Source organism: Brevibacillus schisleri (assembly GCF_055685845.1).
The window spans coordinates 2,895,421-2,911,480 of record NZ_JBVNDM010000001.1; the positions used below are offsets into that span (position 1 = coordinate 2,895,421).

Below are 16,060 nucleotides of genomic sequence, written 5' to 3' on the forward strand. Positions count from 1 at the left end.
TAGGAAAGCGCAGAAAAAGACAGATTACCGCCTAATTCGAGCGAGTTATCCACTTGTTTATTTCGGTTAATTGTAGGAAAATTCAAATGAAAAGGTAATTTTAGTACATAAAAAATATTTTATTGGCAGAGTTAAAGGAGGCAGTCAGAGTGAAGACAAGACAGACACGTGATCAAGTTGCTGTCGAGTATACGTGGAACCTGAACGATCTGTTTGAGAGCCAGGAAGCGTGGGAGCAAGAATTAGCAGAAATTATACAGAGTCTGCCTGTCGTCACTGCATTCAAAGGTCAGCTGCATAAGAGTGGAGAGACGTTGTTGGCATGCTTGGAGGCAAATGAGGCGATCAATGTTCGGGCGAGTGTCGCCGCGACGTATGCCAGACTGCGGTCGTCTGAAGACGGGACGAACCCACAAAACCAAGCAAACTCTGCACGGGTAGGGGATGTCGTATCCCAGCTAAACGCTGCGCTTTCTTTTATACCTTCCGAGATTTTGGCGTTGCCTGAAGGAAAAATCGAGAGCTTCTTGGAAGAAGAACCAGGACTCGAAACATTCCGCAAAAGCTTGAAAGATTTATTGGAAACAAAGCCGTACCGATTGTCGGCTGAGACCGAGGAAGCGTTTGCGGCAATGGGCGAGGTTTTCGGTGCACCATACAACATTTACTTGCGCGGAAAGCTGTCTGACATGTCATTTGCACCCGTCCAAGATGGCGAGGGAAATGAGCGTCCAGTATCCTTCGCGCTGTTTGAGACCGATTATGAGATGTCTTCCGATACGACGTTGCGCCGTGCTTCGTACGAATCCTTTTCGAAGACACTCGCTTCCTACCAAAACTCCTTCGCTGCGGTATACGCGTCAGAGGTGAAGAGACAAACCGTCATGTCTCGCCTGCGTGGTTATGAAACCGTAACGGACATGCTGCTTAAGCCACAGCAAGTTACTCTGGAAATGTACCACAACATTCTGGATATCATCGGGAATGAACTCGCTCCGCACATGCGACGCTATGCGAAGCTGAAAGCAAAAGAGCTTGGCCTCGAAAAACTTGCCTTTTGTGATTTGAAGACGCCGCTTGACCCAGAATTCAGCCCGCCGATTACGATTGAAGAAGCTGGGAAAAAGATTTTGGCATCCTTGCAAGTAATGGGGCCAGAGTACACGGCGATTATGGAAAAAGCACTGAATGAACGCTGGATCGACTACGTAGACAACGTGGGTAAATCGACAGGTGCGTTCTGTTCAACGACATACAGCAAGCACTCTTACATTCTCATTACGTGGTCGGGAAATATGCGCAGTGCTTTCACGCTGGCTCATGAGCTGGGGCATTGCGGACATTTTATGCTGGCGACAAGAGAGCAAAGCTTTACGAACTCTCGTCCATCGCTGTACTTTATCGAAGCGCCTTCCACTCTCAACGAGCTCTTGCTCGCGCAGCACATCGTGGAGCAATCCGACGATCCTCGTCTGAAGCGCTGGGTCATTTTGCAATTGATGAATACGTATTACCACAACTTTGTCACGCATCTGCTAGAAGCGAGAATGCAACGAAAAGTGTACGAAGCAGCGCAAAATGACGTACCATTGACTGCTAAACAGCTCTCCGAATGGAAAGGCCAAGTGCTCGCAGACTTCTGGGGGGATGCAGTTGATCTGGACGATGCAGCTAGTCTTACATGGATGCGCCAACCGCACTATTACATGGGGCTGTATCCGTACACGTACGCAGCTGGTTTGACCGCTTCTACCGCAATGGCAGTGAGCATCAAGCAAGAGGGACAGCCTGCCGTTGATCGTTGGATCGAGGTGCTCAAAGCCGGAGGGACGCTGACGCCGCTGGAGCTGATGAAAAAAGCTGGCGTGGATATGTCAGATCCGCAGCCAATCCGCGAGGCGGTTGCCTACGTCGGCAGTCTGGTTGACGAGCTGGAAAGACTGTTTTAACCTGAACTAAGAAGAAAAGGCTTGTGATCGCGAGGAGTCACAAGCCTTTGATTTGATCAAGCAAGAAGGAGTCGTCATCATGACCGAATTTACGCAGCGCGCATTAAAAATCATTGCCGGGATTCCAGCGGGCCATGTCATGACGTACGGGCAAATTGCAGCGTTGGCCGGGAGTCCGAGAGCTGCCAGACAAATCGTTCGCATCCTGCATTCCATGTCCAAAAAGCACCAGCTTCCTTGGCATCGAGTCATCAACGCCCAAGGAAAGATCGGATTGCAAGATTTGGATTCGTTCACGCTGCAAAAAATGGCCTTGGAAAGCGAAGGGGTAGTCGTGTCAGCAGCAGGAGAAATAGCGTTGGAGCGTTATCAGTTTCACCCACAGGTAGTGGATGAGCCGATATTCTAATAGCCGACTTCTACCGAAGCGATGACGATATAGGCAAGGTCGTTCTTGTCCTCTTTTTCAGCGATCACGACCCCGCTGCTTGTCAGCATGCCGCCATCGACGATTTCGAAGGAAACTTCCCCATAAGGCAGTGCTTGACGAACCGTTTCCAAGTCGAGCTTGTCCTTGTCAGCTGGAACGGCAAGTCTCACATGTACTTTCATGTTATGGATATCGTTTCCTGGCAGGACAGAACGCAATCCAGGCATCGAATTATGATGGATAGCATTTTGAACAGCGCGGACTGCGGCTTTGGTGACGTTTTGACCATGCATGTCGATGCCCATTCCAATTTCAATAAACATTACTTTTTCCATTGGCTTGTTCACTCCTGTTTTATTCTACTTTTCTACCATCCTTATCTTACCACGAAAAGGAATGGTTTTTTCTCTCATCTGTATTGTGTTTATCGTCAAGACATGTCATCATAACATGTTAGCATCTATTCTTGACGATTCTTTACATTATTGGAGGCAGGTCACAATTGGAACGTTATCCTTTTGACTACGATCCGTCCCAGCCGTTCATCTCTCAGGTGAGTGATTGGGTAGCGGACGTTTTTTATGAAGTATTGCCTGAGGCTGGATTCGAGGTGCGTGATGAGCAAATCTACATGGCCTTTCAGCTTGAACGGGCTTTTATAGAAAAGCAAACGATTTTTGCAGAGGCGGGAGTAGGCACGGGGAAAACATTGGCTTACTTGCTGTATGCGATCTGCTATGCACGATATACCAGAAAGCCCGCCATCATTGCCTGTGCGAACGAGTCGCTGATTGAGCAGCTCGTAAAACCGGAAGGCGATATTGCCAAACTGGCTCGCCATCTCAACCTGACGATTGACGCGAGACTCGGAAAATCTCCGGACCAATATGTCTGTTTGCGCAAGCTGGATGAGGCGAGATTCCAGCATGAGACAGGTGAAGCTTTCCAGCATATTTATCAAGAGCTGCCATCGTTTGTTCATACACATGAGGCCTTGCAGTCCTTTTATCCGTACGGGGATCGTAGCACATATCCTGATCTGGATGACCAAGAATGGGGGCAGATGAACTGGGATACTTTTCAGGATTGCTTTGTGTGCGACAGACAGCACCGCTGTGGGCAGACCCTATCCAGAAATCATTATCGTCAGTCAGCCGATTTGATCATTTGCTCCCATGACTTTTATATGGAGCATGTGTGGACTTATGAGATCCGCAAGCGCGGAGGTCAGCTACCGTTGCTGCCGCCGCATAGCTCAGTCATTTTTGACGAGGGTCATCTGTTGGAGCCTGCCGCCCAAAAAGCATTGACGTACAAGCTGAATCACTCCATCTTTGAAGAAACGATTACGCGTGTTTTGAAGGGTGAGATTAGGGAAGAGCTCGCTATTGCCATTGAAGAAGCCATTGCCCAGAGCGAGGAGATGTTCTCCCGATTGAACGAAGAGAGTAAGGTTGTGATGGGCTCCAACCGCAAAGAAATCCATTTTCATCCAGAACTCCTTGCAACCATCCACCGTTTTACGAGTCTCGTCAGTTGGATTGAGGAAGAGCTGGCGCTAGAGGGTGGTCTGTATACGTTGGACGAGTTCCAGCTGCGAATTGTCGAGGAGCATCTGGAAATGATGCAGCTTGCACTGGGACTTTTCCAAGACCCGGATCACGTCATTTCCTGGATGAGTGAAGAGATTACAGGGCCGACCTTGGTCGTCATGCCAAAAAAGGTGCAGGAAGTATTGGAAGAGCGCGTCTTCTCACAAAAGATGCCGATAGTCTTTTCGTCGGCGACTCTATCTGTCGATGGATCATTCAACTATGTGGCGGACAGCTTGGGCATTGAGCAATATCTGTCGTTCTCGGTGGCTTCTCCATACGAGTACGACAAGCAAATGGAGGTTTACGTACCAACACTATCTGCGACCGACTCCTTTGCGGAAAAAATGAGACAGGCTACCCAATTGCTGCAAAAATCAGCGGGTAGTGCGCTGTTGTTGTTTTCCTCCATGGAGGAATTACAGCAATTCAAGGCCGCTATCAAAAACGAGCCTACCTGTACGGATCTGCGATTTTTGTTCGAAGGAGATGCGGAAATCAGCCATCTGATCTCTCAGTTCCAAAACGACGAGAAAAGCAGCCTCTGTGCGGTGAGCCTGTGGGAAGGGCTAGATGTACCGGGGCCTTCGCTGTCCAATGTGATCATTTGGTCACTGCCATTCCCGCCGAATGATCCGGTGTTTACAGCAAAACGAAAAAGTGCAGCGAATCCTTTCGACGAGGTAGATATGCCATACATGCTGCTGAGACTGCGTCAAGGCATCGGGCGTTTGATCCGCACGAGAGAGGATAGCGGTCTGGTATCAATCTTGAGTCCGCAGTTAAGCCAAAATGACAAGCTGAGACAGCACGTACAGGATGTATTTCCAAGTGGCGTAGAGTGGAAAACGTCTTTGGACGGTGTGTTGGCGTAATGAAAAAGCAGGAAGCCATGAAGGCTCCTGCTTTTTTCTGTGGCTATTCCGGCATGTTGCCGACAGTAGGATCGACGACGAAATCTGGCTTGAAGCCTTCATATTTTACTTCGGATACCATTCCTTGCGCAGCGTGGCCCAAATCGTGGCAGTGGAACATCCAGTCTCCTGGATTGTCAGCTTCGAAGGCGACTACATATGATTCACCCGGCAAAATGTTCAGCGTATCTTTGACCAGAGGGGAGCCTGAGATAGGCTGACCGTTTTTGCTTACTACTTGGAAAAAATGTCCGTGCAAATGCATCGGGTGGATATCTTTTGGTGACTTGTTCACCAGCGTGACTTTGACCAGATTTCCTTTTTTGACGTTGAGCGGAGGGACATTTGGGAACGTTTTACCGTTGATGGTAAAGGTCATTTTTCCATCTGCCGTTTCCGTGTTCAGATCCATTTGATACGTGATGTCATATTTCTGCTCTAGTGTAAAGCTGCTTTTTGCCGCCTCACCGTATTTGGTAATGTCTATCGTCGGCATATCGCCAGCTTCGGATTTGGCTGCTTTTGATTCCGAACCTTCGTAGACGATGGGGACGACAAGGGACTTGGCGCCTGGATTTGTGCTGCGCTCCTCTAGTAACCATTTGCCTGGATTGTTTGCGACAAATTCGAGATCATATCGTTCTCCTGGCCCGATATTGAGGAGCTGGTCGCCTACAAGCGGCGGGTTATTGATCGGTTGCCCGTCTGTTGCTACGATTTTAAATTCATGACCTTGCAGGTTCAGCTTGTGGTTCAAGTATCCTGCATTGATCAGGCGGATTCTGACCTTCTCACCTTCTTTAACAGGTAGCGGCTGGATTGCCGGGCCTGTTTTTCCGTTTACGGAAAAGATCGTATACATCAACGGCATCATCTCAGCGTCACTCATGGGCATCTCCATACCGGCCATGTTGTGACCACCAGAGGACGAGCTATCGGAAGAAGGGGAACTCGTGCCGTGGCTCATGCCACTTCCGTGCATTTCTGCCATGCTATCGTCCTGCATCCATTCATCCAGAACGAGGGTAAAGTCCTTATCAGCTGGCTCTGGCGTAGCCGGTTCCACCACAAGTGAACCGTACAAGCCTTTGTCTACCTGCTTGGCGCTGTTTTGATGCGAGTGGTACCAGTATGTCCCGGCAACGTCCACCTTGAATTTGTAGGTGAAGCTTTCGTTTGGTTTTACAGCATTTTGGGTAACCCCAGGGATTCCATCCATGTTATTCGGGACGGGTAAGCCATGCCAGTGAATGGTGACCGGCTCGGGCAATTCGTTTTTCAACGTCACGCTGATAGTTTCCCCTTGTTTGACACGAAGCTGTGGACCTGGAACGGTTCCATTGTACGTCCATGCGTTTTTCATGGTCTTGTCATCGAGGTGGAGCCTATTTTCTTTTGCCGTGAGGGTAAACGTAGTGCCTGTAAGTACCTCCATCGACGAGTCGCTGGATGCGGCCATCTGTTGGGGTTGAGCCTGTGAGGATGTTTCGGGTGAAGAATTCATGTTGTGTCCATTATGATCCATCGTGGTATTGTCAGCGGCAGTTGAGCATGCCGATAACAGCAAAACGCCACCTAGAACCAGTGGATAAGCCCATGGGCGTATTTTTCGTTTGTTCATGTGCACTTTTTCCTCCTTTACGCTGTTGGAGAAAGCGTACCAAACGATTGTGTAGAAAACATGAAGACAGGATGTATGACATTTCTGTTACGCATTGTGCAAAAATGGGAAAGAAAGCGTGAACAAATGCTATAATGGAGTATCGTACATACAAGTAATCAGTAGAATCGGACAGGGATGGTGTTCACGTGTGGGTAACGTAGATTTTGCGAGCTTGCCTTGGAATGTTTTTTGGGTTGGAGTCGCTTATTTTTTGGTCACAGGAGTCTTTTTCTGTCTTGGATTTATGCGATTGCTCTCCGAACGGGTGAAAAGTGGCATCGCATGTATGGTGATTGCGGTTGTCAGCGGTGGTTTATTCTTGAATTATTTGTTTACTCATCATATTTAAATTGGGATAATCAAGCGAAAATCCTCGTCGGTGCTGATAATCGATGGGGATTTTATTTTTGTCTTGTGTTTCCCGTTTCGATTGGCGAAAATGGTAGTGATAGGGGAATGACCGTGGTTGATGTCGCTTTCCTTCGGGGGATACCGATTCCAAAACAACCATTCGGTACAAGTTGGAAGAGATGATACATACAAGCTTTTGGAATTGACATGACATCAAGCAGAAACTTATTGGCTCAAAGGTTTATCAACGAATGACAATCAGGAATGTCAATACAACTCGCAAAATTTACGAACGGATGCAGGCTGTTGATCCGTAAATCTTTTGTGACAAGTAAACACGTTGCATTTTGCATCTGACAGTGGTGGTCTGAGATGATCAACAATCGTGAAGCTGATGGGGAAAGTATACCAGCAGCTTCTTTTTTTGTTCCGCGTTTTTACCGGGAAAAAATAGGGTCAGAATGTTAACAGTTTGTAACGAGTTATCCCCCGAAACCGTCATATAATCAGGTTACGCACAACTACTCAGCAAGAGTCTAACGTAAGACAAGGACCGGGTAATTTCCTTGTGAGACCATCCACTATAAGGAAGGTGTGATGCATATATAAGGGAGTAAGCGAACTAAAAACAACAAGATAGTGAGTAGTTCATCACATCCTGAATACGGGCAACGATGATGGGAAGAATTCATTTTCCATAAAGATAATGAACGAGACCAACCCCCGCTTTCGCACGATTCCAGAAACAGGGGTTTTTGCATTCATATAGCACGCAATTCCCGATGTGTAATGACTGCCCCCAACAACAAAGGACAATAACAGAACGGAAGGTAAAAGGGGAGAATGAAATGTTTTGCATGGCGAGCACGAAGAATCACCATAAAAATATGAAAAGGACGATGGGTACGAAAAGAAACAATAATCAGAACGAATTAATCACTCGCCAACATGCAACGATGGGAGGCCACCAGCATGCCTGAACCGATCAAAGGCTCCAGCAGTCGATACATGGCTGGGATCGACGGGCTTCGTGCGCTGGCGGTACTCGCAGTCATTATTTATCACTTGAATTACGACTGGGCACCCGGGGGATTGCTGGGTGTCGGTATTTTCTTCGTTTTATCGGGATATTTAATTACAGACTTATTAATTGCAGAATGGAATCGAAATGGCAGACTCGACATGAAAAACTTTTGGTTGCGCCGTGCCAGAAGACTGCTCCCAGCGCTGTTCCTCATGTTGTTTGTGGTGGTGGCAGGGGTAGCCATCTTTTCCCCAGCTCAGTTGGAAACCATTCGAGGAGATGTAGGAGCAGCCGTTCTGTACATGAGCAACTGGTGGCTGGTCTTTCATGACGTATCTTATTTTGAAAAATTCGGTCCGCCCTCACCATTAGGCCATCTGTGGTCATTGGCGGTCGAAGAACAGTTCTATGTCATTTGGCCACTGGTACTCGCGCTGGGACTCCGCTTCCTGAAGCGCAGGGGGCCAATCATGATCATTACTTTGGTGATGGCTGCACTATCCGCCATCCTCATGGCTGTATGGTATGAGCCAGGTCTTGATCCGAGTCGTGTATATTACGGAACGGACACACGAGTATTCGGATTGTTGATCGGTGCCGCACTCGCCATGATGTGGCCGAGTCGCTTGCTTACGACGAACATTTCACAAAAAGCGCGAATGACGCTTGATCTAAGCGGTCTCTTGAGCTTAGGGATTCTTTTGTACAGCATTTGGAACACGAATCAATATGATGACTATTTGTACGAAGGCGGGCTCGTCCTTCTGTCTGTCGTTAGTGCCGTGCTGGTCGCCGTACTCGCACATCCGGCAAGCAGCTTGGCGAAATGGATGGGCTGCAAGCCACTACGCTGGATTGGCGTTCGATCTTACGGTATTTATTTGTGGCATTACCCTGTTATTGTTTGGACCAATCCGTTTTTGGCGGAAAGGGAGTGGATGGCGATACCTGGAGCGGTTTTGCAGCTCCTCGCCAGCATTTTGCTGGCATCGTTGTCATGGAAATATCTCGAAGAGCCTATTCGCTACGGTGCATTAGGTAAAATCTGGAGCCTCTCCAATAAGGCAGGGCAGAAAACAAAACGGTTAAACCGTGTTTTGGCCACTGGTTGCGCGATCGCTCTTTGTGTTACGTATTATGGGATCGCTTCGCTCACGTCAGATGCGACCGCTGGCAATGTGACGCAGCCAACTCAAACGGTCGCCGAGACAAAGGTTCCCGACAAGCCCCACGGTCCTGAGGTGCCAATCGTAGAGAAGAAACCGGAAACACTTCAAAAACCAGCTACTCCACCAACAAAACCGAAAAATGAGCAGAAGCCAACTAACAACGGACAAAAGCAGAAGCCTGCCGAGAAGCAGAAAGATTCGAATGCTTCCAAACAGCCTGACCAAAAACAGGAACCGATCAAAGCGATAGGCTCTGGTAAAGGGATCACTGTGATTGGTGACTCTGTCATGCTTGATGTGGCTCCATACATGGAGAAACTATTGCCAGGAATCGTCGTGGATGCCAAAATCGGAAGGCAAATGGCGCAAGCTCCTGAGGTGATTGCCCAGCTCAAGGCAAAAGGCCAATTAGGAAATCGCGTCGTGATTGAATTAGGCTCGAACGGCGCATTTAGTAAAGGGCAGCTCGACAAGCTGCTGCAATCACTGGATGGCGTCGAGCAGATTATTCTCATCAATTCTCGCGTACCTAAACCGTGGGAAAGTGTCGTGAATAAGATGCTGGCGGAAACGGCTGCAGCCCAACCACATGTCGTTCTAGTGGATTGGTATACGGCAAGTGAAGGGCAAAGCTCTTACTTTTACAAAGACGGTGTTCACCCGAATAAGGAAGGCTCGCAAAAATACGCGGCACTCGTGGCGAGTGCAATCGCGCCGACGGAGCCAGAGAAGAAGCCGGAAGTGAAAGAGGAAGAGAAAGCGAAAGAGTCGGAAGTAGAAGCGACAGGGCAGATTGATACACACAATTCAGTATTGGAAGCAGAAGGGCCTGAAGTTAGTTCAACGGAAATAGTGAATTGAAACAAGAGGACAAAAGACATGAGATCGAAAAAGGATCTCTGTTTTTTGTCCTTTTTTACACTTTTGAATAAGCAATAAGAACTAGGTCTTATTACCCCTGTATAAAAACGCAGAAATACCGATTAAAAGATTATGTGTAAATAACTGGTTAGAATGGTTGCTTTTATTTTTATGTTACAAAAGGAGTAGTTTAATCATGGAAAAAATAGAATGGCTTCAACAGCTTTCCGCAAGACAACCAGAGGATGCCACAACTTTTTATTGGCTAGGGAAGGAATTAGCGAGTAACAGACGCTGGCTAGAAGCGATAAGTGCATTCTCTAAAGGACTGACATATTGCGGCGATGATCACGAACTCAGAAATAACCTTCTGCAAGAATTAACTACATCGACTCAGCAATTACAACAAAGCACAAGCGAAAGAAGCGTAGATCCAATCATTCGTTATACAGAAGACCCGTTAAACAATGACCAAAACGAAGAAGTGGTCTCAGATGAGACGTGTGACGGAAGTGAAACCTATACCTATTCGATAAAAAACAATCCAGGCTTTCAAGTTATTGATGGGGGTCAGAAACCAGAACCGACTGAAATTACAAGCTTGAACAAGGTAACTTTTGCAGATGTAGCGGGTTTGGTGGAGTTGAAAAAAACGATCCAAATCAGAATCATTAGCCCGTTTTTCAACCAAGGACTATTCTCGAAATTTCGGAAGAAGATCGGTGGAGGAGTACTTCTCTATGGGCCTCCTGGTTGCGGAAAAACTTTTATTACTCGCGCGACTGCTGGAGAATGCAAAGCTAACTTCTTTCCAGTACATATCACAGACGTGTTAGACCCATATATCGGCGTAAGCGAACAAAATCTGAAGGCGATGTTTGAAAAAGCTCGTGCACAAAAACCGAGTATCATGTTTTTTGATGAGATTGATACGATCGGCTACAGTCGGTCCAAGTCTTCTAGTAGTTATATGAGGGGTGTTATCGATACGTTTTTAACTGAAATGGAGGGCATTGATACGAGTACAGATCAAGTGCTTATTATCGGAGCCACGAATATGCCATGGGACGTAGATCATGCGTTGAAACGCCCAGGCCGTTTTGACCGATTAGTGTTCGTAGCACCACCTGACCTGGAAGCGCGTAAGCAAATTTTTGAGTTAAAACTAAAGGGTCGTTTCTCGAAGGACATCGATACCTATACACTGGCAAAAGCGACCGAATTTTTCTCAGGAGCAGATATTGAAAATGTGATCGAACGAGCTACGGAAGCGGTTCTTGAAGAAATCCTCGACTCAGGCGTAGAGCGGCCCATCATGATGAAGGATATGGAGAATGCTCTACAGGTGGTAAAGCCTACCACAATAGAGTGGTTGCAAACGGCCAAAAATTACGTGAAATACTCCAATCAAAGCGGGTTGTATAACGATGTGGAGCATTATATCAGGCAGTTCGGTAGGTTGATATAGTCTGCATCATCAATTCAGGGGGATGGATAAATGTCGACCGAGAATTTGACAAAGGACAATCAAGTAGAACAGATCATAAAAAGAATGGACTTTTTTTATGAAAATCGAAAGTACGAACATGTGCTGGAAGAATACGGTCAATTAATGCGTCATGTGCCAGATCATTATGATGGGACATTACAGGCCGGTTGGGCGCATTATTATTTAGGCCAAGATGAAGATGGAGCGCAACTCCTCAAACGTCTGGTTAGCTTGTATCCCGAAGACGATAAAGTACATTGTTTATTGGGACTGTTATATCGAGGGCTGTATCAATTTGAGGAAGCGATCTTTCATGGGAAAAAAGCAATTGAAATCAATTCAAATAAGGGGTTTCATTATTTGGATCTTGCTACTACTTTGAATGCCAAAGTTCAGGATAAACACGGTGATTCATTTATTTTTACGGGGATAAAACACCCGACGATTTTAGAAGAATATAAGCTTGAACTTGACACAATTGTTGAACTATTACAGACCGGGATGAAACTCATGCCAGATAGTGCGTCAATGCATGGCCTGTTAGGTTTCACGTACCTTCGTTTGTGTATGTTTGAGGAAGCCGAAGATGCCTTTAAAACCACTCTGGCTTTGAACCCTCAATTTGTGAAGTATTATGTAGCGTACGGTAAGTTGCAATATTTTTTAGGAAGAAAAGATGAAGCAAAAAAGCTGGTACATTTGGCACTAACTATTAATCCCGAAGATAGTACAGCATTAGAAATAGCCCAATATATGGATAAAGAAGGTGAAATCGATAAAGATGGTGCTATTTATGCTGTTCAAATCAAAAGTCTTCACAGACGTATTGTGCAGTTGTATCCGAAAAGTCAGGTTCATCACCTTCGGCTGATCAAAATATTATTTCATTTTGGGGAAAATGAACCTAGAAAAGAAATAAAAGCCTATTTGAAATTAAATCCGAATGATCTTGAAATGAATCTTAGCTATGGGAAGATTCTTTATGACAATTCGGAGTATAAAGAGGCCCTTGAGCATTTTCGGAGATGTAATACCATTTTTCCGGATAATGAGCATATTCAAAATTGGATAGATAGAATATCTGAAAGTGGAAGTTTTGTTATAAATGTTCTTTACTGGGGCATAAAACCGATTTATAAGTTGATTATTTGGCTAATTATTTATCCGTGCTTTGTTATTAAGAATAGTCCTGCGATAATTCAATTTATCTACTTAAAAGTAAGCAATTTCCTGAAAGGAGGTAAAGATGAAATATCATTACAATATACAGGAAGAAAATAATCAAATTCAAAAATCAGAAGAGAACGTAAATCTCGATATTGCGTACATGGAAGCATTGTGCAATCGCTATGGCAAGGATTTTGATTTTATTTCGAGTACAAGATTATCTTCAAAACATCTAAAGTTGATCGATAAATATTATGGCATAGCAGACGGGGAATCTATTCTTGCTTTCTATTCCAATAGGTATATTTTTAATAGGGCAAAGGAGGAGATTTTGCTTAGCTCGAAAGGGATTTATTGGCGATCAGGTCAAATGAATCTCGATCCATCGTATTTGACATGGTCACAATACGCTCAAGCTACATCGGCAGTTGATGAGGTTTGCTACATTCAGTTCAGACCTGACCATATATTTCAATCCAGAAGGTCAAATATCCTCACAGAGGTTCTGGAAGATTTTTATGTTTATATGGCTTCGCTATTGGTGACAAATAACCCAATTATGTATCATTACGATCAATCTTATAATCACATAGGGCGAATTCCTACCGTCCGGACGTATCATGATAAATGGATGTTGGTCGAGAATGGGATGCCGCTGTATCCTTTGCGGAATAACGATATTCATTGGGTGATTGAAATGGGGCAGGTTGACACGGTGAAGTTACAAGTTTGGAAACCAGGGATGTCAGAATGGGTTTATGTCGAGGAAGTTGCTGAATTGATGAATAAAGGATAATTTCCATCAAACAATAGCAGATCAGCTCATGGACTTTTTTCGCACTCTCCTGTACGATAGCTAACGGAAGAATAATGCATCGGGTGAAAGAAGGAACAATCATGATACGGTCGTACTTGCTATTGCTTTTTTGTGTGACGTTGTGGGGCAGTAATTTTGTGTTCGGAAGCATGCTGGTTAAAGAGTTTCCTCCGCTGTTTTTGGCAGATGTACGCTTGCTTTTCACATCTCTGTTTCTCATCATTTACGCGTGGCTGGCCAAAAAATTCGTGAAAATCACAGCTCGTGAGCTAGGGCTTCTTGTATTGCTTGGCTTGATCGGGACGCTGGCGAATCAAACGGCGTATTTCAACGGGCTCTTGACGACAGATGCGACAACGGCGTCGTTGATTCTTTCCTTGTCACCGATCGTCACCGCAGTCCTGGCCTCTTTGTTTTTGAAGGAGCAGTTTACCTTGCGTATGAAGATTGGGTCTGGCCTGGCGCTCATGGGAACATTCTTCGTTGTCGGTATTGGGGCTGGACTCTCCATTACCAAGGGCGTCTTACTCATTGTGATTGCCATGGTCGCATTCTCGTCTTCCATGATCATCATTCGCAAACTAACGCAAACCATCCAGCCGTTTATTGCCACTGTTTACTCGACGACGGTTGGCACGTTGTTTTTGACTCCTGCCGCGCTGTTGACAATCGAGCCTGGGGCGCAGATCAGCCATGAAGTGTGGGCATGGGCGATGCTCATTTTGACCGCGATCCTCATGCAAGGAATATGTGGAATCGTCTGGAATCAGCAATTAAAGGTGGTAGGGACGGGCAAAGCAGCTATTTTTCTTAACTTGCAGCCCTTTGTAGCGATGCTGGTCGGGTTTTTACTGCTTGGTTCGCAGGTGACGTCGATTCAAGTCGGAGGCTCCTTGTTGATTGTGGTGGGTGTGATTGTTGCCAGTGTTCAAAAGAAACAAGCTGTTCAGCCATCGAAATCGGTATAGAGCTTACTTGCTCATAAGAAAAGGACCTGATGAGAAGGTCCTTTTTTTGCATGGAAGGAAAACGAATGGACGCTATACGAATTTGTACATCAGGATATCATCTGCGTATTCATTCTCAGCCAACTTGAATTCTTTCACTTTTCGTCCTTCTTCCACAAATCCAAGGCTTTTGTATAAAGCGATCGCTCTCAGATTGTTGGAGAACACCCCCAAGCTCACTTTTTCAATGAGCGGATTCTGCTTCGCCCAAGCTAACAACTCCTGCAATAAAGCCTTGCCGATGCCCTTATTTCTGTGAGCTTTCTGGATCATCATCGTGATCGAACCTGTATGAGACAAACGCTTCCGAGCCGGAGAAACGAACACGACCATGCCAGCCAATTCCCCGTTTATTTCCGCTACGAACATGGTGTCCCTGTCATTGTCGATGATGCTTTGTATCCACGCAAGCTGCTGCTCCATGGTTTTGTTGAACTCTTCGGAAACAGCAATAAAAAATTCACCTTCGCAAAACACATCACGCTGTATCGATAAAATGGCTGCCGCATCCTCGATGCGAGCGAAGCGAATGGTCACTTTGTCGTCTGTATGTCTAGTCAATGATTTCATCCTTCCTACCATGATGATGCCTACGCTTTGTTTATCCAATACGACCTATATTTTGAAAGCTTTTCGTAATTGGGCCGACATCTCATCCAACGATTCTTGTGCTTGCTTGATAGTCGTATGAAATCCGATGAAGGAATGGATCAAGCCTTGTTCATTCCGATAGACGACATCGACACCGCTATCGCGTAGCTTGTCAGCATACGCTTTTCCGCCATCTCGCAACGGGTCATATTCGGCTGTAATCACCATGGCAGGAGGCAGGGCAGTGAGATCGGCACCATGGATCGGATCAAGATAGGGATTTTGCAGATCGGCAGGCGGTAGATAATGAGAGAGGAACCAATTCAGCAATTCCACATCCATCAAATAGCCACGCGCATTTTCCTGCATGGATGGGTAGGGAGTGGTGTCCACAATTCCTACGGCTGGATAGATTAATAATTGAAATACGATAGGCGGCCCCTTTCGTTCTTTCGCCATGAGACTCACGACTGTGGCAAAATTCCCTCCGGCACTATCTCCCCCAACCGCTATCCGCGATGGATCAATGCCAAACTGATCAGCATGAGCTGAAATATAAAGAAGAGAATCATAGGCATCTTCCAATCCAGCAGGAAAAGGATGTTCAGGAGCGAGCCGATAATTAATAGAAATGACCACACATTTTGCGTTATTTGCGAAGTTGCGACATACCGAGTCTGCTGTTTCGAGATTGCCAATCACAAATCCGCCCCCATGATAGTACACGAGTGCAGGGAAGGGGGCATCTCCTTCTGGTGTGTATATGCGAATCGGAATGGAACGACCTTCTACGGGAAGCGAGAGATTCTCTACCTTTTTTACCTGTTCACGTTCCGCGCCTGAATCTCGATTTAGATCAGTCGCCATTCGCATCATCTGTGGTGTCAATTGGTTAAAGTCAACATCATGACGTGAGCGGTTGAAGACGTCTAATATTTGTTGAATCTGTGGATGAACGGGCATGTGTATGACCCCCTAATTGCATAATAGTTGGATAGCTTACATGCATGACCAGCAATGATCCACAAAAGAAGTT

The 16,060-nt window shown here is 46.0% G+C and carries 13 protein-coding genes; 9 read left to right on the forward strand and 4 right to left on the reverse strand.

All coding sequences use genetic code 11. The features are described 5' to 3' along the window. The first annotated feature begins 149 nt into the window (after positions 1 to 149). Positions 150 to 1,949, forward strand: coding sequence for an oligoendopeptidase F (pepF, locus tag ACUUHJ_RS14480; protein ID WP_472299157.1), 1,800 nt, complete (start codon positions 150 to 152; stop codon positions 1,947 to 1,949). Positions 1,950 to 2,028: 79 nt separating this feature from the next. Beyond that, positions 2,029 to 2,358, forward strand: a complete 330-nt coding sequence (locus tag ACUUHJ_RS14485) for an MGMT family protein (protein ID WP_041749839.1) — start codon at positions 2,029 to 2,031, stop codon at positions 2,356 to 2,358. Here the strand turns inward: ACUUHJ_RS14485 and ACUUHJ_RS14490 are convergent. Next, entirely contained in the window at positions 2,355 to 2,714 is a 360-nt protein-coding gene (locus ACUUHJ_RS14490) for a Lin0512 family protein (protein ID WP_016740463.1), read from the reverse strand. The two genes, ACUUHJ_RS14485 and ACUUHJ_RS14490, sit on opposite strands and share 4 nt — an antisense overlap. A gap of 167 nt (positions 2,715 to 2,881) precedes the next feature. Between ACUUHJ_RS14490 and ACUUHJ_RS14495 the strand changes: the two genes are divergently transcribed. Continuing rightward, on the forward strand, positions 2,882 to 4,846 hold the full coding sequence (locus ACUUHJ_RS14495) for an ATP-dependent DNA helicase (RefSeq protein ID WP_472299158.1): 1,965 nt from the start codon (positions 2,882 to 2,884) through the stop codon (positions 4,844 to 4,846). Between the two features lie 43 nt (positions 4,847 to 4,889). Here the strand turns inward: ACUUHJ_RS14495 and ACUUHJ_RS14500 are convergent, their stop codons facing one another. After that, the gene (locus ACUUHJ_RS14500; protein ID WP_472299159.1) at positions 4,890 to 6,506 is read right to left on the reverse strand and encodes a multicopper oxidase family protein; all 1,617 of its coding nucleotides are present in this window, start codon (positions 6,504 to 6,506) and stop codon (positions 4,890 to 4,892) included. A gap of 190 nt (positions 6,507 to 6,696) precedes the next feature. On the opposite strand from ACUUHJ_RS14500, the gene ACUUHJ_RS14505 reads away from it, so the two are divergent. The 6 genes from ACUUHJ_RS14505 to ACUUHJ_RS14530 all read left to right on the forward strand — a co-directional run bounded on the left by ACUUHJ_RS14505 (position 6,697) and on the right by ACUUHJ_RS14530 (position 14,394). Continuing rightward, a complete protein-coding gene (locus ACUUHJ_RS14505) occupies positions 6,697 to 6,897 on the forward strand; it encodes a hypothetical protein (protein ID WP_016740466.1) in 201 nt (66 codons plus the stop codon). A gap of 974 nt (positions 6,898 to 7,871) precedes the next feature. Then, on the forward strand, positions 7,872 to 9,953 hold the full coding sequence (locus tag ACUUHJ_RS14510) for an acyltransferase family protein (RefSeq protein ID WP_472299160.1): 2,082 nt from the start codon (positions 7,872 to 7,874) through the stop codon (positions 9,951 to 9,953). Positions 9,954 to 10,149: 196 nt separating this feature from the next. Continuing rightward, entirely contained in the window at positions 10,150 to 11,421 is a 1,272-nt protein-coding gene (locus tag ACUUHJ_RS14515; RefSeq protein ID WP_472299161.1) for an AAA family ATPase, read from the forward strand. 30 nt (positions 11,422 to 11,451) lie between these two features. Beyond that, positions 11,452 to 12,723 (forward strand): tetratricopeptide repeat protein, encoded by a 1,272-nt coding sequence (locus tag ACUUHJ_RS14520; protein ID WP_472299162.1) that lies wholly within the window; start codon positions 11,452 to 11,454, stop codon positions 12,721 to 12,723. Then, entirely contained in the window at positions 12,689 to 13,405 is a 717-nt protein-coding gene (locus ACUUHJ_RS14525; protein ID WP_472299163.1) for a hypothetical protein, read from the forward strand. The genes ACUUHJ_RS14520 and ACUUHJ_RS14525 overlap by 35 nt, the downstream gene beginning before the upstream one ends. Positions 13,406 to 13,506: 101 nt before the next feature. After that, positions 13,507 to 14,394 (forward strand): DMT family transporter, encoded by an 888-nt coding sequence (locus ACUUHJ_RS14530; protein WP_472299164.1) that lies wholly within the window; start codon positions 13,507 to 13,509, stop codon positions 14,392 to 14,394. A 72-nt stretch (positions 14,395 to 14,466) separates the two neighbouring features. Here ACUUHJ_RS14530 and ACUUHJ_RS14535 read toward each other — a convergent pair whose 3' ends face one another. Further along, complete coding sequence (locus ACUUHJ_RS14535) at positions 14,467 to 14,994, reverse strand: GNAT family N-acetyltransferase (protein ID WP_472299165.1); 528 nt, start codon at positions 14,992 to 14,994, stop codon at positions 14,467 to 14,469. Positions 14,995 to 15,048: 54 nt separating this feature from the next. Continuing rightward, positions 15,049 to 15,987, reverse strand: a complete 939-nt coding sequence (locus ACUUHJ_RS14540) for an alpha/beta hydrolase (RefSeq protein WP_472299166.1) — start codon at positions 15,985 to 15,987, stop codon at positions 15,049 to 15,051. Positions 15,988 to 16,060 lie beyond the last annotated feature (73 nt).